21 protein-coding genes are annotated in these 21,171 nt (G+C 53.9%); 15 read left to right on the forward strand and 6 right to left on the reverse strand.

The window, feature by feature from the left end:
* Positions 1-73: 73 nt before the first annotated feature.
* The 6 genes from urtA (at position 74) to AC2FIS_RS00165 (ending at position 6,935) form a co-directional block, all read left to right on the forward strand.
* The gene (urtA, locus tag AC2FIS_RS00140) at positions 74-1,354 is read left to right on the forward strand and encodes an urea ABC transporter substrate-binding protein (RefSeq protein ID WP_496737442.1); all 1,281 of its coding nucleotides are present in this window, start codon (positions 74-76) and stop codon (positions 1,352-1,354) included.
* A 59-nt stretch (positions 1,355-1,413) separates the two neighbouring features.
* The gene (gene urtB / locus AC2FIS_RS00145; RefSeq protein ID WP_496771527.1) at positions 1,414-3,366 is read left to right on the forward strand and encodes an urea ABC transporter permease subunit UrtB; all 1,953 of its coding nucleotides are present in this window, start codon (positions 1,414-1,416) and stop codon (positions 3,364-3,366) included.
* 3 nt (positions 3,367-3,369) lie between these two features.
* The gene (urtC, locus tag AC2FIS_RS00150; RefSeq protein WP_496771528.1) at positions 3,370-4,599 is read left to right on the forward strand and encodes an urea ABC transporter permease subunit UrtC; all 1,230 of its coding nucleotides are present in this window, start codon (positions 3,370-3,372) and stop codon (positions 4,597-4,599) included.
* Positions 4,596-5,336, forward strand: a complete 741-nt coding sequence (gene urtD / locus AC2FIS_RS00155; protein ID WP_496771529.1) for an urea ABC transporter ATP-binding protein UrtD — start codon at positions 4,596-4,598, stop codon at positions 5,334-5,336. Before urtC ends, urtD begins: the two co-directional genes overlap by 4 nt.
* Positions 5,337-5,339: 3 nt before the next feature.
* A complete protein-coding gene (urtE, locus tag AC2FIS_RS00160; RefSeq protein WP_496771530.1) occupies positions 5,340-6,035 on the forward strand; it encodes an urea ABC transporter ATP-binding subunit UrtE in 696 nt (231 codons plus the stop codon).
* Positions 6,036-6,248: 213 nt separating this feature from the next.
* The gene (locus AC2FIS_RS00165) at positions 6,249-6,935 is read left to right on the forward strand and encodes an IS6 family transposase (RefSeq protein WP_496772096.1); all 687 of its coding nucleotides are present in this window, start codon (positions 6,249-6,251) and stop codon (positions 6,933-6,935) included.
* 169 nt (positions 6,936-7,104) lie between these two features.
* On the opposite strand, the gene AC2FIS_RS00170 is transcribed toward AC2FIS_RS00165, so the two are convergent.
* A complete protein-coding gene (locus AC2FIS_RS00170) occupies positions 7,105-7,785 on the reverse strand; it encodes a GntR family transcriptional regulator (RefSeq protein ID WP_496771531.1) in 681 nt (226 codons plus the stop codon).
* A gap of 340 nt (positions 7,786-8,125) precedes the next feature.
* Here AC2FIS_RS00170 and AC2FIS_RS00175 point away from each other — a divergent pair, with 340 nt between their 5' ends.
* The 7 genes from AC2FIS_RS00175 (at position 8,126) to uxuA (ending at position 14,325) form a co-directional block, all read left to right on the forward strand.
* Positions 8,126-9,109 (forward strand): TRAP transporter substrate-binding protein, encoded by a 984-nt coding sequence (locus tag AC2FIS_RS00175; RefSeq protein WP_496771532.1) that lies wholly within the window; start codon positions 8,126-8,128, stop codon positions 9,107-9,109.
* A gap of 93 nt (positions 9,110-9,202) precedes the next feature.
* Positions 9,203-9,697, forward strand: a complete 495-nt coding sequence (locus tag AC2FIS_RS00180) for a TRAP transporter small permease (RefSeq protein ID WP_496771533.1) — start codon at positions 9,203-9,205, stop codon at positions 9,695-9,697.
* Positions 9,694-11,004, forward strand: a complete 1,311-nt coding sequence (locus AC2FIS_RS00185; protein ID WP_496771534.1) for a TRAP transporter large permease — start codon at positions 9,694-9,696, stop codon at positions 11,002-11,004. The genes AC2FIS_RS00180 and AC2FIS_RS00185 overlap by 4 nt, the downstream gene beginning before the upstream one ends.
* Positions 11,005-11,100: 96 nt before the next feature.
* Complete coding sequence (locus AC2FIS_RS00190; RefSeq protein ID WP_496771535.1) at positions 11,101-11,844, forward strand: 3-oxoacyl-ACP reductase family protein; 744 nt, start codon at positions 11,101-11,103, stop codon at positions 11,842-11,844.
* Positions 11,845-11,862: 18 nt separating this feature from the next.
* Complete coding sequence (locus AC2FIS_RS00195) at positions 11,863-12,174, forward strand: cupin domain-containing protein (RefSeq protein WP_496771536.1); 312 nt, start codon at positions 11,863-11,865, stop codon at positions 12,172-12,174.
* Between the two features lie 5 nt (positions 12,175-12,179).
* Positions 12,180-13,097: a sugar kinase gene (locus AC2FIS_RS00200; RefSeq protein ID WP_496771537.1), complete on the forward strand. Its 918-nt coding sequence runs from the start codon at positions 12,180-12,182 to the stop codon at positions 13,095-13,097.
* A gap of 31 nt (positions 13,098-13,128) precedes the next feature.
* Entirely contained in the window at positions 13,129-14,325 is a 1,197-nt protein-coding gene (gene uxuA, locus AC2FIS_RS00205) for a mannonate dehydratase (protein WP_496771538.1), read from the forward strand.
* Between the two features lie 313 nt (positions 14,326-14,638).
* Here the strand turns inward: uxuA and yghX are convergent, their stop codons facing one another.
* From yghX to AC2FIS_RS00230, 5 genes are all read right to left on the reverse strand, one after another.
* Complete coding sequence (gene yghX, locus AC2FIS_RS00210; RefSeq protein ID WP_496771539.1) at positions 14,639-15,526, reverse strand: YghX family hydrolase; 888 nt, start codon at positions 15,524-15,526, stop codon at positions 14,639-14,641.
* 86 nt (positions 15,527-15,612) lie between these two features.
* The gene (locus AC2FIS_RS00215) at positions 15,613-17,136 is read right to left on the reverse strand and encodes a malonate--CoA ligase (RefSeq protein WP_496771540.1); all 1,524 of its coding nucleotides are present in this window, start codon (positions 17,134-17,136) and stop codon (positions 15,613-15,615) included.
* A complete protein-coding gene (locus AC2FIS_RS00220) occupies positions 17,133-18,431 on the reverse strand; it encodes a malonyl-CoA decarboxylase (RefSeq protein ID WP_496771541.1) in 1,299 nt (432 codons plus the stop codon). The genes AC2FIS_RS00215 and AC2FIS_RS00220 overlap by 4 nt, the downstream gene beginning before the upstream one ends.
* A 1-nt stretch (position 18,432) precedes the next feature.
* Positions 18,433-19,089 (reverse strand): GntR family transcriptional regulator, encoded by a 657-nt coding sequence (locus tag AC2FIS_RS00225; RefSeq protein WP_496771542.1) that lies wholly within the window; start codon positions 19,087-19,089, stop codon positions 18,433-18,435.
* Between the two features lie 51 nt (positions 19,090-19,140).
* Positions 19,141-19,527, reverse strand: a complete 387-nt coding sequence (locus AC2FIS_RS00230) for a YciI family protein (protein WP_496771543.1) — start codon at positions 19,525-19,527, stop codon at positions 19,141-19,143.
* Between the two features lie 84 nt (positions 19,528-19,611).
* On the opposite strand from AC2FIS_RS00230, the gene AC2FIS_RS00235 reads away from it, so the two are divergent.
* Together AC2FIS_RS00235 and AC2FIS_RS00240 are read left to right on the forward strand one after the other, a co-directional pair.
* Positions 19,612-20,496, forward strand: a complete 885-nt coding sequence (locus AC2FIS_RS00235; RefSeq protein ID WP_496771544.1) for a fumarylacetoacetate hydrolase family protein — start codon at positions 19,612-19,614, stop codon at positions 20,494-20,496.
* A complete protein-coding gene (locus AC2FIS_RS00240) occupies positions 20,493-21,158 on the forward strand; it encodes a malonic semialdehyde reductase (RefSeq protein ID WP_496771545.1) in 666 nt (221 codons plus the stop codon). Before AC2FIS_RS00235 ends, AC2FIS_RS00240 begins: the two co-directional genes overlap by 4 nt.
* Positions 21,159-21,171 lie beyond the last annotated feature (13 nt).

Raw genomic sequence — 21,171 nt, forward strand, 5'->3', positions numbered from 1 at the left:
GTTGCGGGGATCAGGTAGAAGAAGAGTGTGCCTTTGCGCAAGCCCTCTCTCCCGGCCCCGCCAGGAGGATTACATGAAATCGCTCAAATCCACGCTCGCCGGATCGGTTGTATTTGCTGCCATAGCCACCGCTGCCTTATCTGCCGAAGACACGATCAAGGTCGGAGTGCTGCATTCGCTGTCGGGTACGATGGCAATCTCGGAGACTACTCTGAAAGACACCATGCTGATGCTGATCGACCAGCAAAACGCTAAAGGTGGTCTTTTGGGCAAGCAGCTTGAGGCCGTTGTTGTGGATCCCGCATCGGATTGGCCGCTGTTCGCGGAAAAAGCGCGTGAGCTGCTGACCGTCCACGAGGTGGATGTGATCTTTGGCAACTGGACTTCGGTCAGCCGCAAATCAGTACTGCCTGTGATCGAAGAGCTGAATGGTTTGCTGTTCTATCCGGTTCAGTATGAGGGCGAAGAAAGCTCTAAAAATGTCTTTTACACCGGTGCGGCCCCGAACCAGCAGGCGATCCCAGCGACCGATTATTTCCTGGAGGAACTGGGGGTTGAGAAGTTCGCTCTGCTCGGGACGGACTATGTCTATCCCAGGACCACCAACAATATTTTGGAAAGCTACCTTAAGCAAAAGGGTATTTCGGACGCGGATATCTTCGTCAACTACACCCCCTTTGGCCATTCTGACTGGTCCAAGATCGTATCTGACGTCGTCGCACTGGGCGAAGATGGCAAAAAGGTTGGTGTGATCTCGACCATCAACGGAGACGCCAACATTGGTTTCTATAAAGAACTGGCCGCAGCTGGTGTTTCGGCAGATGACATTCCTGTCGTGGCCTTTTCGGTTGGTGAGGAAGAACTGTCCGGCCTGGATACGGCGAACCTCGTCGGTCACTTAGCGGCTTGGAATTATTTCCAGTCGGCGGATACTGATGTGAATGCCGAATTTGTCGAAACCTGGAAAGCCACCATGGGTGACGAACGGGTGACCAACGATCCTATGGAGGCGCATTTCATCGGCTTCAACATGTGGGTGAATGCCGCGACCGAAGCCGGCTCGACCGAAGTAGACGCTGTGCGCGCCGCCATGTACGGGCAGGAATTCCCGAACCTGACCGGAGGTACTGCTGTGATGTTGCCGAACCACCATCTGGCTAAGCCGGTTCTGATTGGTGAGATTCAGGAAGACGGCCAGTTCGACATCATCAGCGAAACGGACGTTGTGCCGGGCGATGCATGGACCGACTTCCTGCCTGAATCCGCAGTGCTGAAATCGGATTGGAAAGATCTCGGCTGCGGTATGTACAACACCGAGACCGATAGCTGCGTTCAAACCTTGTCGAACTACTAAATCGTACGCAAGGCGGGTGTGATCGCCCGCCTTGCCCAAAGACACGCGGGTTTCACCACATGTTAAGACTATTCCTTGCGGGCCTGGCAATTCTCTTCGCCTGCCTGAACGCCAACGCGCAAGAGGGCGGCCTGCAGCCGATCTTGCAGGATCATCAGGAGATCATTGTCAAAAGCTCGCGCAAGACGATCAAACCGGCGATTGATGCGCTTGCCGCCAGTGGGCTGCCGCAAGCGCAGGTGATGCTTGAGACATGGGCCGCCAAAGACATGTGGATGCGCAAGTCTGATGGCTTGTTCTTTGCCGGAAAAACGGCCGAAGGACAGTTGTACGAACTGACCGATTTCGACACGGGCGAAGTGGTCGGTACCTTTGAAAAATCCGACCTGAAGCAATTGAAACCCAACAGCGGTGTCCGCGCTATGATCGGGACAGCTCTAGTGCAGTTCCAGTTGACAGACCCGGACCGAAAGAAGCGCCTGGCCGCACTAAAATCAATTCAACGTGATCCCGAGGGCGCGCTGCTCGAACCTCTTCGTGCTTCGATCGAGGACGAGCCAGATGTGGATTTGAAGGCCCAGAAGCAACGGCTCGAACGGCTGCTGACTATTGGATACGACGAAGACACTGCGGCCCGCGTGGCTGCAATTGAAGAGATGTCGAACGATCTGGGTGTCGACGTCCGCGCGGCGCTGAACCCGTTAGTGGCTACCTCACGAAAGACCGCTGCGGACCTGCCATCGGATGTTAACGTCGCCATCATTTTGGAACCCGGATCAGACGGTTTGTCGCGGGATGACGCATACCACCTGTTGGTCGCGAGTGACTTGGCTGCGCCCCCTGTGTTGCCTGTCGACATCCGCCTGGCTTTGGCTGCGAACATCGACGGTGGTCGCGTAGGGGGTATCCCGGTCGCGCAACTGAACGAGAATACTGCGCGCGCACAAGCCTACAGCACTCTGGCCGAAGCCGGACTTGTTCCTGCGTTGGTAACTGAGGTTGATATCGACACGGCGCTGGGTGCGCATGTGTTCTTTGAGACTTATGCCGAGCCGTCCATCGAAGTAACCGCCGCTGCCGAAAAAGCGCTAAAGAAGATCGAACTGAAAGTTGGCCTAAACAAGACGCTCGACCTGACGTTGGACGCAGTCTCTCTGGCCTCGATCTATTTCCTTGCCGCCATTGGGTTGGCCATCACTTTCGGAGTGATGGGTGTAATCAACATGGCCCATGGCGAATTCATCATGATGGGCGCTTATACGGGGTACGTCGTTCAGCAGTTCGTCCCCGACCATACGGTATCGATCATCGTTGCCATCCCAATGGCCTTTGCCGTCACGTTTGCCATGGGCGTCGCCATGGAGCGCCTGGTGATCCGCTGGCTTTATGCCCGCCCGTTGGAAACACTGCTGGCGACTTTTGGTATCTCGATTGCCTTGCAGCAACTGGCCAAGAACATCTTTGGCACACAGGCCCGCCCTCTGACTGCTCCGGGTTGGCTGGACGGGGCGTGGGTGATGAACGATGTGGTTTCGATCAGCTATATCCGCATTGCGATCTTCGTACTGGCGCTGATCTTTCTGGGGCTGTTCCTTTACATCATGAAACGTACAAGGTTGGGGCTTGAGATGCGTGCGGTCACGCAGAACCCTCGCATGGCGGGGTCGATGGGTATCAACCCGGGGCGGGTGAATATGCTGACATTCGGTCTAGGCTCCGGCATTGCTGGGATCGCGGGTGTGGCCATTGGCCTTTTTGCCAAAGTCACATCGGATCTGGGCAACGACTACATCGTGCAAAGTTTCATGACCGTAGTTGTCGGTGGTGTCGGCAACATCTGGGGCGCGCTGGCAGGCGCGGGGATGATCGGGTTCCTGCAAAAAGGGATCGAGTGGATGAACCCGTCGAACACCCTCGCGGCGCAAACCTACATGATCATCTTCATCATCATTTTCATCCAATTTCGACCACGAGGCATTATTGCCCTCAAAGGTCGCGCGGCGGGGGATTGAGTTATGGAACGTAGTTTTGTTGCTAAGAAACCATCTGTGCTGGTCTTTCTGACCATCCTGTCGCTGTTTACGCTGGGTGTAACTGTCCTGTCCGAAGGGTTCGGGATCGGTGTGATCTCAACCAGTTTCGTCAAAACGCTGGGCAAGACCCTGTGCCTGTGTTTGATCGCTGTCGCGATGGATCTGGTTTGGGGTTTCACTGGCATTCTATCACTAGGCCATTTCGCTTTCTTCGGGCTCGGTGGCTATATGATTGGCATGTGGCTGATGTACGAACGCACTCGGCTGATCGTGGTCGAGTCATTGTCACAAGCTGACATCCCGCCAACGCCTGCCGAAGTTGTGGACGCCATCGGCACTCAGATTTTCGGCGTAGTCGGATCATCCGAATTCCCGCTGATCTGGGCGTTTTCGCACAGCTTGACGCTGCAGTTGATACTGGTCGTTGTGGTGCCTGGCCTGCTGGCACTGATCTTTGGCTGGCTGGCCTTCCGCAGTCGAGTGACCGGCGTCTATCTGTCGATCCTGACGCAAGCAATGACGCTGGCTCTGGCTTTGTATCTGTTTCAGAACGACAGCGGTTTGCGCGGCAACAATGGCTTGTCCGGCTTGCAGAACCTGCCCGGTGTCACTGTCTCTCAAGACGTTGTTTCGCTCTGGTTCCTATGGGCTTCGGCTTTGGCGTTGGGACTGGGTTACATGCTGGCGGCATGGATCGTGTCGGGCAAGTTCGGCTCGGTCCTGCGCGGCATTCGGGACAACGAGGCGCGGGTTCGGTTCCTCGGCTATTCGGTCGAAGCCTACAAGTTGGCTGTCTTCACCCTGACGGCTTGCATCGCCGCAATCGCGGGTGCGCTGTATTACCCGCAGGCTGGCATTATCAACCCCGAGGAGATGGCCCCCATCGCCTCAATCTATCTGGCCGTCTGGGTCGCCATCGGCGGGCGGGGCCGCTTGTACGGCGCGGTGATTGGTGCAGCTTTTGTCAGCCTGCTGAGCACGTGGTTCACGGGCGGGCAGGCCCCGGATATTCCGCTTGGCTTTTACACGATCAAATGGGTCGACTGGTGGCAAGTGCTGCTGGGGGTGTCCTTTGTGCTGGTCACGCTGTTTGCTCCACAAGGTATCGGAGGTTTGTTCGACTTGTATACCAACCAGCGTCATCCCGATCGGCATGGTGCCAATCTGGGACCCGATGAAAGCGCTTTGCGTGAGAAAGAGGCTAGCCTATGAGCACCTTATTAGAAGTAAGTGGCGTATCGGTTACCTTCGACGGGTTCCGCGCCATCAACAACCTGTCCTTCCAGATTGGTGACGCGGAGCTACGTTCCGTGATTGGCCCGAATGGGGCCGGCAAGACTACGTTTATGGACATCATCACCGGCAAGACCCGACCAGATGAGGGGCGGGTCATATGGGGTGAAAAGTCCGTATCTTTGTTGGATATGACCGAGGCAAAAATCGCGCAGGCGGGAATCGGGCGGAAGTTTCAGAAGCCTACGGTTTTTGAGGATCAGTCCGTGCGCGATAATCTACTAATGGCGCTAAAGAAAAATCGTGGCTGGGTTGGTGTGCTGCTTTACCGTCCGTCCAAAAGTGATTTGCAGAAGGTCGAAGACCTGGCCACCGAAATTGGGCTGTATCAGGAACTGAGCCGGAAATCAGGTGAACTGAGCCACGGGCAAAAGCAATGGTTGGAAATTGGCATGCTGCTTGCGCAGGACCCACGTCTGCTATTGGTTGACGAACCCGCCGCAGGCATGACCCCGCAAGAGCGCGAACATACCACAGATTTGCTTGTTCAAGCTGCAAAGAGCCGCGCGGTTGTGGTCGTTGAACATGACATGGAATTTGTCAGGCGCCTGAACTGCAAAGTCACGGTTTTGCATGAAGGATCCGTGTTAGCCGAGGGCAGTCTTGATCACGTGACATCAAATCAGGACGTCATCGACGTCTATCTGGGGCGCTAGAAAATGTTGAAGCTGACCAATCTGACTTTGCACTATGGGCACTCGCAAATCCTCAACGGGATTTCCATGGAAGCTTCACAGGGTGAAGTAACGTGCATCATGGGGACCAACGGTGTCGGAAAAACCAGTCTGATGAAAGCAATCTCCGGAGCGCATCCCCGTTCCGGTGGCGAACTGGAGCTTGACGGAAAGCAGATGGGTATCTTGCCTGCTCATCAGATGGCCTGGAAAGGTGTGGCATATGTCCCCCAAGGTCGCGAAATATTCCCATTGCTCACGGTTCGAGAAAATTTGGAAACAGGCTTCTCCTGTCTGCCTGCCAGCGAACATTTCCTTCCAGATGATATTTTTGATATGTTCCCGGACCTCAAAAGAATGCAGAACCGGCGCGGGGGCGACCTTTCCGGCGGGCAGCAGCAACAGTTGGCCATCGCGCGTGCACTAATCACAAGACCGCGCCTGCTGCTGCTGGATGAGCCCACCGAAGGTATTCAGCCGAACATAATCCAACAGATTGGAGAGGTGATCCGGCACCTCAGAAAGACGAGCGGAATGGCAATTGTCTTAGTCGAGCAGTATTTCGACTTCGCCTTTGACCTTGCTGACAGGTTTGTCGTGTTGCGACGCGGAGAAATCCTGGTCAAAGGCTCACGAGATGACCTGACGCGTGATCAAGTGTTGCAGGTCGTAACAGTTTAGCACTGTTCCGTGTAGTTGGCTTCGCTATAGGTGCATCAAGCCCAAATCATGTCCTGCATTAGAGCTCGGGACATGGTTTGATCCTCCAAAAACGTTCAAAAAGAGAAATGCTTATCTTTGAGATACTGTTGTTCGGGTCTTGTAAGAAGAACTTTGCTTGAGTGGGGCAGGGTGGTTGCGTAGCTTTTGCCCGTGACCAGACCTGCCTCTTTTATGTACTTCAAAACCAGTCCCGAGATCATCCGCCTTGCGGTGATGCTGTACATCCGGTTACCGCTCTCGCTTCGGAATGTCGAGGATCTGCTGCATGAACGCGGGATCGATGTCAGCCATGAAACTGTCCGATATTGGTGGAACAGGTTTGGTCCAATGTTCGCTGCTGAGATACGGCGGAAGCGTGTTCAGCAGCTGCGCGCGTTCTCCAAATGGAAGTGGCACGTGGACGAGGTTTTCGTGAAGGTGAATGGCAAGCGTCAATATCTGTGGCGAGCTGTGGATCACGAAGGCGAGGTGCTGGAAACGGTCGTCACAAAACGCCGAAACAAAGCTGCGGCACTGAAATTCCTCAGGAAATTGATGAAGTGGCACGGCAATGCCAAAAAGATCGTCACCGACCGCTTCGCTTCCTACAAGGCTGCTCTAAGAGAATTGGGTGCTCTCGAAAAACAAAGGACGGGCAGGTGGCTCAACAACCGCGTTGAGAATTCGCACCTGCCGTTCCGACGAAGAGAACGCGCAATGCAGCGTTTCAGGCGTATGCGAAGTTTGCAGAAATTCGCCTCCGTCCATTCTTCCGTCTACAACCACTTCAATCAGGAAAGATCGCTCGCCAGCCGAGACACCTTCAAGCTGACGCGCACCGCCGCTCTTGCCGAGTGGCGCGAACTTGGTGCGGCATAAAGGGCAGCTATGCTGGCCTAGCTGAGACTGGTTCGAATTCGTCTGACAGCACCGCCACTCATACACAGCAGGTCGGGCACTCAACCAGAGATCGCTTCACTTGCCTCCCGTTGTACGTTGAACAGCGGAGTAGTAAGGCACAAAAAAGAGCAGCTCGAAACGAAGCTACCTATTCATCAAAGTAGGCGTTGTGCGTCGTGTAAATTGCCTGGATCGTTGGAGTCAAACGCTCAAGATGCGTACGAAGGACTTGATCAGCCGCCTTTGCATCACCCTCAAAAAGGTTCTTTAAGAGAGATTGGTGATCCACATACAACTCATCCATTGCTTTTTTGCTAGTCAGTGCCAGCATACAAAGGCGATCAACCTGCGCCTTGTTCTCGGCAATAATTTCGAACGCAAACTCTTGTTTGGCCGAAGCGCAAAGCAGTTTGTGAAACTGATAGTCCAGATCATGAAACAAGCTGACATCTTCCGCTGAAATTGCTTCCGCCTGTTTGCGAAGGTTAGCTTTCAATGCCGCGTCGACCGATTTGTCGCGATCTAACGCGGCAGCGCGGATAACTTCCAATTCGACCGCAGCACGCACGAAGCGAGCGTTCGCGATGAGCTGCCGTGAAAACGGCCGAACCACTGTTGCGCGCTGAGGCCGCACCAAAAGGAGATTGAGGTTGGCTAGCCGTGTGAAAGCCTCTCGCACAGGTTGACGTGAGAACCCGAATGACTTTGCGACGTCCGTTTCGGATATCTTTGTGCCAGGGAGCAGTTCCAACCGGGTGATTTGTCCAAACAGTTCGTCAAAGACGACATCGCTACTCGTCGTGCGCTCAAGAGTTCCCAATGCTACCATTTTTTGTTTTCCAACCTCTGTTTGACAGCATTGTGGCAGATAAACGAAGAAAATAATAGATCAAAATAGGATACTAGACGACAATATTCTCCCTGTTTTTAAATGATAAATACAGAATATGCAGTGCAGGTATCAAATTTTATGTTGACTAGTATCCAAGTTTTCGTGTTGTGTATGCCCATAGCGAGGGCGGAGCAATCGGGCTGGCTGGGAGGGCATCAGAACATCCAGATTTGGGTGAAGACTGGTCCGGCATGGTCGCTTGAAAGGCTTCGAACACGATCACCAGTCAAAGGCGACTGGATGAAAACAAGACCTGAACTTGATCTGGGAGGATAGAATGTTCAATTTTTCACTAAAGACTATGGCTGCGACGGCTGTTTTGCTAAGCGGGGTTTCAATTGCTCAGGCTGATGTAACACTGCGCGGCGCGAGCATGTTTGATGAAGAGCACGCCTTCACTAAGACACTGCGAGAGTTCGAGCGCCTGGTCGCCGAGAATTACGATGGCGAGGTGGAATTTGATCTGCGCCTGAATGGTGAGCTTGGGGTGGAATCTGATTACGTCACCTACCTCAATCAGGGTGTTGCTGTAGACTATACCATTCTGGCCCCTTCCAATATGGCCGTGTTTTCAGAGTCCATTCCATTGATGGATATGCCGTTCCTGTTCCGTGACCTTGAACACTGGGATGCGGTGCTTTCGTCGGATGCACTGAAACCTCTTGAGGATGATCTGCGCGAAGCCGCGGGCATTGTGATTGTGGGTTATCACGGCGGCGGTGTGCGGAATCTGGCCTCTGCCGAGCCTATCACAAACATGGATGAACTTGCAGGACACCGCATGCGGGTCATGGGGGCGCCGATTCAGGCGCAGACATTCTCGGCCGTTGGTGCGGCACCATCTGCCATCGCCTACAACGAAGTCTATAACGCAATCCAAACAGGCGTAATCGCCGGGTTCGAAAATGAAGCTGCCTCAATCCAGAACCTGAAGTTCTACGAAGTCGCGCCACATGTTTCATTGACACAGCACACGATCACCGTGCGTCCAATTGTGATGTCAGCAAAAATCTTCGATGAACTGCCTGAGGACCTGCAAGCCGCAATCATGGAAGCTGGCGCTGAGGCCGGTGCATTCGGTCGCGCGCTAGAGAGCGGACAGGACGGTGAAAAACTTCAGGCAATGATCGACGCAGGTCAGATCGAAGTGCATGAGTTCGAGGGCCGCGAAAAAATGCTGGAATTGGTTCAGCCGGTCCAAGACGCCTATGCTGAAGAGTTGGGCGCGACAGAGCTGCTCAATAACGTTCGCGGAATGTAATCTCCCGGCTGACGGGCGGGTGAGTCTTCAAGCTCGCCTGTCGGCATAATTTCCGATGCGCTTGGCGCATCACATCGCGGAGTAGGGCGGAACATGCTTGGAAAATATCTGGATAAGATCTGCGCTGGGCTTCGCATATTGCTTGGTGTGATGATGGGCACACTAGCCATCCCGGTCGCGATGCAAGTTGTTTCTCGCTACACCGGTTTGATCCCAACTTACCTTTGGACCGAAGAGCTGGCTACGTTCCTGTTCGTCTGGATTGTTATGATCGGGTCGATTGTTGCTGTCTGGGACGGCACGCATTTCGACGTTCGCATTACCCGGAATGCGATGAGACCGCTGCCACGTTTGCTTCAAGACGGCATTGTACACGTTGCCATCATGATTTTTGGGGCGTTCTTCCTGTTTTACGGCATCGAATACACCGAATTTGGGGGCAACCAGCGGTCCGTAATGATGCGCGCCAATCTTGCGATTACGCACATCTCGGTCCCGATTGCCGGAGGATTTTGGTTTCTCTTGTCAGGCTACCGGTTGTCTGAAGCCGTCGCGAAATATCTTAACCGAAAGAGCAACCAGGCATGATCCTCGATACTGCAACTGCCGCCACGATGCTTATTGCGGGCTTTCTGGTGCTGATTTTCATCCGTGTCCCAGTGGCATTCGCATTGGGTTTGGCGACCCTTCCGGTTGTGTTGCTTGAGCTGCGGCTGACGCCGTTCATCGTGCTGGATCGGATGTTTCAATCATATAACTCGTTCATCCTGTTGGCCGTGCCATTCTTTCTACTGGCAGCCAACCTGATGAATTCCGGCAAGGTAACCGACCGGCTGATCGAACTGGCCCGTGTGCTGACCGGCTGGATGCCCGGCGGATTGGGCCATGTGAATGTCGCTGTGTCGATGCTGTTTGCAGGTATCTCCGGATCTTCCACAGCAGATGCGGCGGGTATCGGAAAAATCCTGATCCCTGCCATGCAGAAAGAAGGATACGATACACGGTTTGCCATTGCCATTACCGCGTGCTCTTCGGTGATGGGGGTCATCATCCCTCCGTCGATCCTGATGATTGTCTGGGGCGGTGTCATGCAGGTCTCTGTCGGCGCTTTGTTTCTGGGCGGTGCGATTCCAGGCCTGATGATTGGCCTCGTCTTGATGGCCACGGTATATGGCTTCGCAAAAGCTCGCAATTACCCGGTGACAGCGACGCCTAATTGGGGTGAGTTCTGGGCCGCTTGGAAAGGTGCCGCACTGGCTCTTTTGACGCCGGTCTTTGTGATTGGCGGTATCGTGGGCGGCCTCGTCACGCCAACTGAAAGTGCAATCATCGCAGCGGGTTATGCGCTGATCCTGGGCATGTTTGTCTATCGGACGGTCACACCAAAAGACTTGGGCTTCATCCTCTACGATACGGCACGATTTGCAGCCATTTCACTTTTTGCGATCGGCACAGCGTCGGCATTCGGCTGGCTACTGTCCTTCTACGATGCGCCGCGCCTGATCGTGAGTGTTTTGACCGCATGGGAGTTCGGAGCTTTTGGAACAGCTATACTGATTGCCCTGCTGTTTCTGCTCTTTGGTCTGTTTATCGATGCAATCCCGACAATTATCATCCTTGGCACGGTTCTGATGCCTGTGGCCCAGGCGGGCGGGATTGATCCAATCGCTTTCGCAATCATTGGTATAGTCTCGCTTGCCTTTGGGCTTGTGACGCCGCCTTACGGCTTGTGTTTGCTTATCTCTGCAGCGATTGGCGGCTTAAATGTTGTGCAAGTCCTGCGAGAGGTTGTGCTCATCCTCGCACCAATGCTGGTCATTCTCATTCTGTTGGCAGCATTTCCCGAAATCATTCTGTGGCTCCCAAAGACAGTTATGCCGGGGGCATTCCGTTAGTGGCGTCTTCGGTTGCGCTCTGAGCGTATTCCGAAGGCGGCCAAACTAGACCCATGACAAAAGCGAAGCTCGCGCTTTGCAATAGGAAGGATCGACATGAAACTTGTAGGTAAGACCGCCATCGTGACCGGAGGAGGCCGCGATATTGGCCGCGCCGTTGCGATCAAACTCGCCTCTGAAGGCGCGAATGTTGCAATCAACTATTTTTCCAGCTCGAATGGCGCGGAAGAAACCGTTGCAGCAATCGAAGCCAAAGGCGGTAAAGCGATTGCCTTGCAGGGCGACCTGAACAAAAAGGCGGATGTTGACGCGCTGGTATTCCGCACTGTCGAAGCTTTTGGCGGCGTTGACATTCTGGTCAACAACGCTGGCGGTCTGATTGCCCGCAAAACCATTGCGGAAATGTCTGTTGAGCATTGGGATGCCGTGATGACCCTGAATCTGACCAGCACATTCCTGATGACGCAGGCTTGCCTGTCCAGGATGACGTCGGGGGTTATTGTGAATCTCGCAAGTCAAGCCGGGCGTGATGGCGGTGGGCCAGGTGCTGTGGCTTATGCTACGGCCAAGGGCGCGGTTATGACCATGACACGAGGCTTGGCAAAGGAAGTTGGCCCGGACATTCGAGTAAATGCGCTTTGTCCTGGTATGATAGACACCGATTTTCACAACATTCACACGCCTGATGCAGGTCGTCGCGGCTTTGAAGCCAACGCGCCGCTTAAGCGTCAAGGTCATGTGGATGATGCTGCGAACCTCGTTCTATTCCTGGCCTGCGAGGACAGCGCTTTCATCACGGGCGCAAATATTGATCTCAACGGTGGTATGCTGTTTTCATAATAGAAAAGGAGAGATCCGGTGTCCCAATTCCCGATCGTCTCGACCGGTGAACATGTTACGCGGCAGGTCCTATCTGATCATTCGGACCTCATGGTTGTTGTCTTCCGGTTTCAGGCGGCCGGGGCGATTGGTGCCCTGCACAGCCATCCGCATGTTCAGGCAACGTATGTCGAAAGCGGGCGATTTCGTTTCAAACTTGGTGAACGCGAACAAGAGTTTGGCCCCGGTGACAGCTTTGTCATCCCGTCAGGCCAAACCCATGGTTGCATATGCCTGGAGCCCGGTACATTGGTCGACAGTTTCACACCCCGTCGCGACGATTTTCTGTAACTGACATGCGTTTCTTGGCAATCGGGGAGTGCATGGCAGAACTTGCCCCATCAGATCAGATCGGTGAGTTCAAGCTTGGTTTTGCAGGCGATACCTTCAACACAGCATGGTATCTTGCACAAGTCGCATCAGATATAGACGTCAGCTATCTGACCGCTGTCGGAGACGATGCGATCTCGCAGGACATGCGAACGTTCATGAAAGACAGCAGGATATCCGACAGGCACGTCCAAGTCATCGCAGGCAAGACGGTTGGGCTATATCTCATCCATCTCAACAATGGTGAGCGCAGTTTTTCCTATTGGCGCAACGACTCCGCAGCCAGACAACTCGCGGTCGATGAAATTGCACTTGGGCGGGCAGTTGGCGACGCAGACTTAATCTACTTGTCTGGAATAACCCTCGCCATTCTCGATCCACAATCACGCGAAAAGCTGCTTGATGCATTGCGTCGTGCCAGAGCGTACGGAATGACCGTTGCTTTCGACACGAACCTGAGACCGCGGCTTTGGTCTACGCCGCAAGAAATGACAGACACGGTTATGATGGCTGCGGCACAATCTGATATCGTTCTACCATCTTACGATGATGAAGCCGAGTGGTTCGGGGATAGCGATTCAATTGCAACGCTGAACCGATATGCAGAGATTGGTGTTGATCAGATTGTCGTCAAAAACAGTGCTCAGCCAGTGGTCTTTCAGAAAGATGGTCAACGCGGTGAGGTTGACGTTGATCCAGTGACAGGTGTTGTCGATACCACCGCGGCAGGGGACAGTTTTAATGCTGGTGTATTGGCAAGCGTTTTAAGGGCCGATGAATTAACTGACGGAATACGGCAAGGATGTCGCCTTGCAAGCCATGTCGTCCGCCACAAAGGCGCGCTCATTCCTTTCGATGTGAATCTCGGGAGAGATGAGGGGTGATGGTGGCCCTCTACGATCTAGGAGCAAGACCATGAAACAGACTTGGCGGTGGTTTGGCCCTTCCGACGCGATTTCGATTGGCGAAATCAGGCAAACCGGCGCAACCGGCATCGTCTCAGCCTTACATCATATTCCAACAGGAGTGGCTTGGTCCGTCGAGCACATCAAAGAGCGGCAGCAACAGATAGAACAACCCGAAGGCGTTCCGTCTGGGCTGACTTGGGATGTCGTTGAAAGTGTTCCGGTGTCTGAAGCAATCAAATCGCAAACTGGCCCGATGAGGCAACACATTGAGGCCTACAAGACGAGTCTGCGAAATTTGGCAGAATGCGGTATTCACACGGTCTGCTACAACTTCATGCCAGTGCTTGATTGGACACGAACAGACCTGAACTATCCGTTGCCGCATGGCGGGAATGCGATGCGGTTTGATCTCTTGGATTTTGTCGTATTCGATTGTTTTATCCTATGCAGGAAGGGCGCAGAGCGAGACTATTCAGCCGAGATCATAGAAGATGCTCAAGCTAGGTTTGTTGACCTCGGCGATGGTGATCGCCGGAACCTGTCGAACAATATTGTCGCTGGTTTGCCGGGTGCAAACGACAATTGGTCTCTTGAGGACGTGAAACGACACCTAGGCGCATATGTTGGCATGACAACGGAAATGCTCCGGTCCAATCTGGTTGATTTCCTGTCCGAAGTTGTTCCGACGGCTGAAGACCTTGGCATCCGGCTAGGTTGCCATCCTGATGATCCACCTTTTTCTTTGCTTGGGCTACCAAGGGTCATGTCATCGCAACGTGATTACGCGACTGTGCTGGATGCCGTCGACAGCCCGGCCAATGGGGCGACGCTATGTACTGGCTCATTGGGTGTTGCTAAAGACTTCGACCCCGTATCATTCATTGCTCAGCTTGGTCATCGAATCCATTTCGTTCATCTTCGCAATACAGTGCGCGACGGCCCATGTGACAACAATCGCCACAGTTTTTCCGAGTCCGAACATCTGGCAGGAGACACCGATATGGTTGCAACGATCCGCGCTTTGTTAGCCGAGGAACAACGGCGCCGAAATCAGGGTCGATCAGATTGTGAAATTCCCATGCGTCCGGATCACGGGCACGCCTTGCTGAGCGATCTTACACGTCCGTCACAGCCCGGTTACCCATTAATAGGCAGGATGAGAGGTCTCGCTGAACTGCGCGGTGTTATGCATGGCTGCAATTAGATGCGTATCTGTGTTCAACGCCGTTATTCGCTGTTTACTTGTTGTCATCTTCCCACGCGGACAGAAAAGACCGTTTGCCTGATTTGATGGAAAGCCTTTGAGTCGCAGATGACAAGACCTGTGCGCTCATGAAAGACCCAATGGATCAAAATCAAATTCTGAGCTGTCGTCGAACGGCAAAACTATTCGCCGCCCGACAGTCCCTTTGATCATGAAATTCATAAAGCTCGGGCTTCTCGGGAATTGTTCTCGGAGAACTGTGGGCGTTCGCAAAGCGATACCAACGCAAGGTCGGCTTTGTAGCTCCCCGCAGTTACTTCAGATAAGTGTTAAACCATTCAATTGTGCGGTCCCAAGCCAGGTTTGCCATCTCCTCATCATATCGTGGCGTGCTGTCATTATGAAAACCGTGGTTGGCATTTTCGTAGATATAGGCTTCGTAAACCTTATCGTTGGCTTTTAGAGCAGTCTCAAAATCTGGCCAGCCCGCGTTGATGCGTTCGTCCAACTCGCCCATCTGAACAAGCAACGGCGCCTGAATTTTGACCACATCCTCGACCGCTGGCTGGCGCCCGTAGAACGGGACACCAGCGGCCAGCTCGGGATAGGCCACGGCAATTGCGCTGACCACACCGCCGCCGTAGCAGAAACCAACAGCGCCGACCTTTCCAGTGCAATCATCTCGGTTCAATAGGTATTCGAACCCATTGAAGAAATCGTTCATCAATTCGACCCGGTCCACTGTCTTTTGCAGCTCGCGCCCATCGGCGTCGTTGCCAGGGTATCCGCCCACTGATGTCAGGCCGTCAGGGGCCAGTGCCATGAATCCGGCTTTCGCCAATCTGCGAGCCACGTCCTCGATGTAGGGGTTCAGGCCGCGATTTTCGTGGATGACCAGCACTGCTGGCAGGGGCTCATCCACACCGGCCGGTCTGACAAGGTACCCCCTTACATCGCCGGTTCCATTTGGTGAGGGATAGGTGATGTAGTCTGCATGGATATCGGGATCGTTGAAGGATACCTGCTCGGCCAAAGCATAATTCGGGCTGAGCATGTTCAGCAACGCAACCGCTGATAAACCACCAACCGCGAACTTACCGGCGCGGTCCAGGAACTGGCGCTTGGTGATTTTGCCGTGCGCGTAAAAGTCATACAGGTCCAGAAGTTCCTGGTCGAAGTCCTTTGCCGTCATGCGGGTCATTGTAAGTCTCCTTATGAGTTGGCAGTTCGAAGTGAGAAGTTGTCAGATCAAAGGGTCGTGGTTGGTTTGAGTTTTTCAGCGGGCTGCTAGGACACACCCATTGGCAATTCTTTTTGCGCGTACTGTTCGCGCAGCACGTTCTTTTGGACCTTTCCCATTGTATTGCGCGGCAGGTCCGGGACGATTTCGTAGCGACGCGGATGTTTGAATCGCGACAGCTTGCCTCTGATGGTCTCTGCGATCTGTTCCATGTCAAGTTGCGCGCTGGGCTCAGCAACCAGAGTGGCAATGATAGCTTCGCCAAATTCAGCGTCGGGAACGCCAAACACTGCCGATTCCAGGATACCATCAATGTCGTTCAGGACGTCTTCAATTTCTTTGGGATAGACGTTGTAACCACCAGTGATGATCAGGTCTTTTGACCGGCCTACAATCGACAGATAGCCATCCTTGCTGTACTGGCCCAGATCGCCGGTGATGAAGAACCCGTTTTCCCGCAGCTCTTCGGCGGTTTTCTCGGGCATCTGCCAATAGCCTTTAAACACATTGGGCCCTCGTACTTCGATCATTCCAACCTCGCCCCGGGGCAGCGGTTCTCCAGTTTCAGAATTGGCAATGATCACCTCGGTGCCGGGTAGCGCCAAGCCGACAGTTCCTGCGCGACGCTCACCGTCATAGGGGTTCGAGGTGCTCATGTTCGTCTCGGTCATTCCATAGCGCTCAAGGATGCGGTGGCCGGTGCGCGTTTCGAACGCCAAATGGGTTTCGGCCAGCAATGGGGCTGAACCGGAAATGAATAGGCGCATGTTCTTAGTGATTTCTTTGGTGAAACCGTCGTCCGCCAGCAATCTGGTGTAGAAAGTGGGGACACCCATTAGAAGGGTCGAGTGGGGCAACTCTTCCAAGATCATGCCAATGTCGAATTTTTCCATAAGCCGAACTTTGGCACCGGCGAGTAATGACGTATTCATCGCCACGAAAAGCCCATGTGTGTGAAAGACCGGCAGCGCGTGAAGCAGGCGATCGGCGCTTGTGATGGCCCACAATTCCACAAGAGCTTGGGCATTGGACAGCAGGTTTCGCTGACTTAGCATTGCACCCTTCGAACGGCCCGTAGTGCCTGATGTATATAGCAAAGCCGCAAGGTCGTCCGGTGCACGATCCACGGTTTCGAATACGAAGGGTTGTGCGTCAGCCTCAAAGCTTAGGCTTGGAGTATTGCCGCCGAGGGTCAGCAGCTTTGCGCCAGATTGGGCTGCCAATTTTGCGATTTCAGCTTCATCGTTACTGTCGCAAATGATCATCGCTGGTTGAGCATCAGAGATGAAGTAGTCCAACTCCGTCAATGTATAGGCAGTGTTAAGCGGCAGGTAGACAGCGCCCGCCTGAACCGAAGCAGCATAGAGCGCAATCGTATCAGCCAGCTTGGGGGCCTGCACTACGATGCGATCCCCAGGAGAAACTCCGTTGTTCTGCAAAACATGCGCGATCCGTGCGGCGCGCTTTAGAAACGCGTCATAGGAAACCACCCTGCCATCATCGAGCTGCAGGAATGGAGCTTTGTTACCCTCGTGGCGGGCAAACAAGCTGTCGTAGAGGGTGTTGGTCACGCTGTATTTTCCCTTGGGTTGATCGCAAGCGCCGCAGTTGAAGCCGCACGAACTGAACGTGAGGCTTGGATTGTGGCATGTGTCGCAAATTCTTCGTGGTGACGTTCTGTTTTGTTCAAATCGTAAAGGTAGTTGACCATCGCGCCTCCGGATTGGGCGCGCCCGTTTGGCGACAGATCTGCGTCAGCGTGCAGTTCATGAAGTTCAGCACCATTGCCCAGATGAAAGCGGGCCACGGGATCCAGCGGCATCCCATCTTCGCGCTTTGCAAGCATCAAGTACCGAGCGGCCATTGCGAACACGTCCTGTGGTGCGGCTGTTTCTGCTAATACGGCCCTGGCGGCATGTCCGTGTCTTGGGTGTTCTGTTTCACCAGCCAACCACCGGTTCAGCCCCGGTATCGGCGACAGTGTCACAAAGGTATCAAGCCCTCGAAGCTCTCGCGAAAGCTCGGTCACAACCTGCTTTATCAAAAGATTCCCAAAACTGATTCCTGCTAAACCCTTTTGGCAATTTGAAATGGAATAGAACGCCGCGACTTTTGCCTGCTCGGCTTCAATTGGTTCTCGAGCTTCAGATAAAAGCGTATCGATCGCGCCCGGGATTTCAGTTGTAAGGGCCACCTCGACAAAAATCAGCGGCTCATCGGGCATCGAAGGGTGGAAGAACGCAAAACAACGACGGTCAGGTGGGTAGAGCCTGCGCCTCAAGTCGTCCAGATCGTTGATCTGGTGAACCGCCTCATAGGCGACGATCTTGTCCAGAACGCGGGCAGGCGTATCCCAGCTGATTTGCTTGAGAACAAGAAAGCCCCGATTGAACCAGCTTCGCAACAAATGGACAAAATCAATATCGGTTCGCTTGAGTTCGGCATTGGATTTGAGAAAGCGCAACAGATCAACGCGCATTGCCACAAGTTCTTGCGTCGCACCAGACGGCTGGTTCAACCGACGCAATAACTCTTGCCGCCTGGGTTCTGCGGATTCACTAAGCTTTTGATATAGATCGACACTTCGATCACTGGCATAGAGGCGCGCCGTGTCAGCGAGTTTGTCAGCGTCTAACTCAAGCTGGTCATTCAAGTAGACAAAAAAGTCCAGCTTTCCCGCGTCATCCAGGGTCTGGTAGCGATCAAGAATGGTGGACGCGAGCGTGAAGCCTGATACCTCACCTTCTGTGGACAAAAGCGCCTCGCAAAGTTCAGCAATGGATCGTTTGTCATCCTTGCCACGCCTTTTGTCAGGACGGTCCAGCAATTGGTTTAACAGATCGCCCAGAAACCAATTCCGTTGCATTTCAGGAATCCATCTGGCTGCTCAGGTATTCACCAGTTCGACGGTAGTGATCGATCAAGTGCTTGGTCGCGCTGTCTGCGTCATGATCCAATGCGGCGTCCAGAATGTGATGATGTTCGGCGGCGATATCCCGCTTTTTGTAGCTCGAACCACCGGCTGCCAGATAGCGGTAGCGAATGTTCAGGTCGTATAACTGCGAGCAATATCGCAGCAGCAGTGGTAATTTCGAATTGTCCAACAAAGCCATATGAAACGCTTTATGAGCGTCTTCAAAGTCGTGTGCCCCATTTTGGCCGGCCTTTTTCATATGGTGGTGACGCAAAACAAGCCGATCCTCCCAGGCCGCATCCGCGTTGGCGATGGAGGCGCGCAACGCGGTTTCCTCTAGGTTGCATCGCAGCAGCAGGATTTCCTCGAAGTTACTTTTGCTCACGGGGGCAGCCCTAAACCCGCGCTGGTCAATCCGTTCAACCAACATGTCCGAGGTCAAGAGGCTCAGCGCCTCGCGAATTGGACTTGCGCCAGTGCTTAGAAGGCCGCGGAGCTGCTCGATCTTAAGTTTTTGTCCGGGCGGCAATTCGCCGGTCAGGATCATTTCGCGCAGCCTTCGATACGCACTATGAGTGGCTGATGTCTCTTTGCCCTCGGTATCAAGCATGGCGTCCATATCCGACTGTTCCTTTTTGGCGGCAAAAACTCTTGCGTGCTCTTAGCTGAGGGCACTCGTGCCAGTCGATAGACCAACGGAAAGGTTCAGCGAACCTTCGTTTATCATCCAGCGCCGAAGTACAAAGCTGCGCGCCCCGCTTTTGTGCATGGGGTCGTCTTCGGCCAGCTTCCGCGCGGCCTCAAGACTATCAGCGCGATAGATGATCAGGCCAACCCCTTGCATATGCTCACCGGTCTCATCCGACATCGGCCCGGCAAAAGCCAACTTCCCCGCGCGTTCAAGATCCGTCTGATACGCCAAGTGACTTGGAAGTGACGCCTTTACGTCTTCTGGCGCTTTGGTCGGTGTGCTGAGTGCAACATAAAGCTCCAGTGCCAGTGCGCCTCGGCTTTTCGCTTCTGATTTATAATCTGCCCAAGCAACCATCGCGGATCTCCAAAAATATCGATATTATTTGACATATTGCAAAATAGTCGGCAAAAATCAAGCGAACTGACATGGATGGTGAAAATGAAATACCTGGTGGGAGAAACCTCGGAAGGCACTGCGGTCTTTGCTGTGAACGGTGAAAACGCAGTGAATTTAACGGCTTTGGACCCTGCTGTCGGTTCCGATCTGATGGGTTTGATAGCCAAGCCTGAGCTGGCCGACTCACTGTCTGACAAAATCGCCGCTGCAGACAGTGTGCCTGTGTCGTCTATCACACCAGCATTGCCCGTGGTCGCGCCCGGTACGATCATTTGCATGGGGTTGAACTACACGGACCACATCAAGGAAGGCGGATATGATATTCCGGAGTATCCGACGCTGTTCATGCGCGGGAAAAACTCGATCATGGCGGCGGGGCAGCCCATGGTGCGGCCTGCCTGTTCCGAGAAGCTAGACTACGAAGCCGAGCTTATGCTGATCGTTGGAAAACGAGGTCGGCATATCTCGGAAGAGGACGCACTGGACTATGTCTTTGGCTATACCGTGTTCAACGACGGGTCGCTGCGGGACTATCAGCGCAAAACCGTTCAATGGACGCCTGGCAAAAACTTCGATGACACAGGCGCGATCGGTCCTTTCACCGTAACGCCGGACGAACTGCCCGAAGGGGCGTCCGGTCTGAAGATCGAAAGCCGCGTGGGCGATGAAATCCTACAAAGCTCGAACACGGCCAACATGATCTGGGGCGTTCGTCAGGTCATTGCGACGATTTCGGAATACACCACTCTGGAGCCCGGAGACCTGATTGCGTTGGGTACACCACCGGGTGTCGGGCACGCCAAAAAACCCAATCCCCGTTGGTTGAAGCCGGGTGAAACCGTCGAGGTGGAAATTGAAGGCATTGGAATCTGCGCCAGCCCGATCATCGACGAAAAGGACGCCAAATCAAGGGTGGCCGCAGCATGAGCGCACCAACCGGGGCAGAGCTGGAGGCACTTCGCGCCAAGGCGCAGCAGGATCATCGCGATCTGCGCGAACGGATTCCACGTTTGTCGGATGACGCGATTGCCTTGATCCTGCGCGAGTCCAGATCGCACTACGCGTGGACCGACAAGCCTGTTTCCGACGAGCTACTTGAAGAGATCTACGACATCACGATCAATGGCGCGACCAGCATGAACACGTTGCCCGCGCGCTTTATTTTCGTGAAAAGCACTGAAGGCAAAGAACGGCTTGCCAAGTCGCTAAAGCCGAAAAACGTGCCAAAGATGATGGATGCACCCGTCACGGCGATCATTGCCTATGACTTGGACTTCTGGAAGGAACTGCCGTTTCTTTTCCCGCACGAAGATCGGCGGCCTTTGTTTGAAAACAAACCCGAATACGTAGCGGACACGGCCTACCGAAACGGCACTCTGCAGGGCGCGTACTTCATGATTGCGGCCCGGGCTGTCGGGTTGGACGTTGGCGCCATGTCAGGTTTTTCGAACAAGATCGTCGATGAGGAGTTCTTCGCGGGCACAACGCTCAAGTCCAATTTTCTTTGCAATTTGGGCTACGCGGACGAGACCGGATTGTTCCAGAAGCTTCCGCGTTTTCCATTCGAAAAGGTTTGCACTTATGCATGAGGAGGTGACGCTG

It is taken from the genome of Ruegeria sp. CDSB113 (genome assembly GCF_059611045.1).

Coding starts and splice junctions, on each gene's coding strand:
- urtA (WP_496737442.1), top strand. CDS start 74: ATGAAATCGCTCAAATCCACGCTCGCCGGATCGGTTGTATTTGCTGCC.
- urtB (WP_496771527.1), top strand. CDS start 1,414: ATGTTAAGACTATTCCTTGCGGGCCTGGCAATTCTCTTCGCCTGCCTG.
- urtC (WP_496771528.1), top strand. CDS start 3,370: ATGGAACGTAGTTTTGTTGCTAAGAAACCATCTGTGCTGGTCTTTCTG.
- urtD (WP_496771529.1), top strand. CDS start 4,596: ATGAGCACCTTATTAGAAGTAAGTGGCGTATCGGTTACCTTCGACGGG.
- urtE (WP_496771530.1), top strand. CDS start 5,340: ATGTTGAAGCTGACCAATCTGACTTTGCACTATGGGCACTCGCAAATC.
- AC2FIS_RS00165 (WP_496772096.1), top strand. CDS start 6,249: ATGTACTTCAAAACCAGTCCCGAGATCATCCGCCTTGCGGTGATGCTG.
- AC2FIS_RS00170 (WP_496771531.1), bottom strand. CDS start 7,785: ATGGTAGCATTGGGAACTCTTGAGCGCACGACGAGTAGCGATGTCGTC.
- AC2FIS_RS00175 (WP_496771532.1), top strand. CDS start 8,126: ATGTTCAATTTTTCACTAAAGACTATGGCTGCGACGGCTGTTTTGCTA.
- AC2FIS_RS00180 (WP_496771533.1), top strand. CDS start 9,203: ATGCTTGGAAAATATCTGGATAAGATCTGCGCTGGGCTTCGCATATTG.
- AC2FIS_RS00185 (WP_496771534.1), top strand. CDS start 9,694: ATGATCCTCGATACTGCAACTGCCGCCACGATGCTTATTGCGGGCTTT.
- AC2FIS_RS00190 (WP_496771535.1), top strand. CDS start 11,101: ATGAAACTTGTAGGTAAGACCGCCATCGTGACCGGAGGAGGCCGCGAT.
- AC2FIS_RS00200 (WP_496771537.1), top strand. CDS start 12,180: ATGCGTTTCTTGGCAATCGGGGAGTGCATGGCAGAACTTGCCCCATCA.
- uxuA (WP_496771538.1), top strand. CDS start 13,129: ATGAAACAGACTTGGCGGTGGTTTGGCCCTTCCGACGCGATTTCGATT.
- yghX (WP_496771539.1), bottom strand. CDS start 15,526: ATGACCCGCATGACGGCAAAGGACTTCGACCAGGAACTTCTGGACCTG.
- AC2FIS_RS00220 (WP_496771541.1), bottom strand. CDS start 18,431: ATGCAACGGAATTGGTTTCTGGGCGATCTGTTAAACCAATTGCTGGAC.
- AC2FIS_RS00225 (WP_496771542.1), bottom strand. CDS start 19,089: ATGCTTGATACCGAGGGCAAAGAGACATCAGCCACTCATAGTGCGTAT.
- AC2FIS_RS00230 (WP_496771543.1), bottom strand. CDS start 19,527: ATGGTTGCTTGGGCAGATTATAAATCAGAAGCGAAAAGCCGAGGCGCA.
- AC2FIS_RS00235 (WP_496771544.1), top strand. CDS start 19,612: ATGAAATACCTGGTGGGAGAAACCTCGGAAGGCACTGCGGTCTTTGCT.
- AC2FIS_RS00240 (WP_496771545.1), top strand. CDS start 20,493: ATGAGCGCACCAACCGGGGCAGAGCTGGAGGCACTTCGCGCCAAGGCG.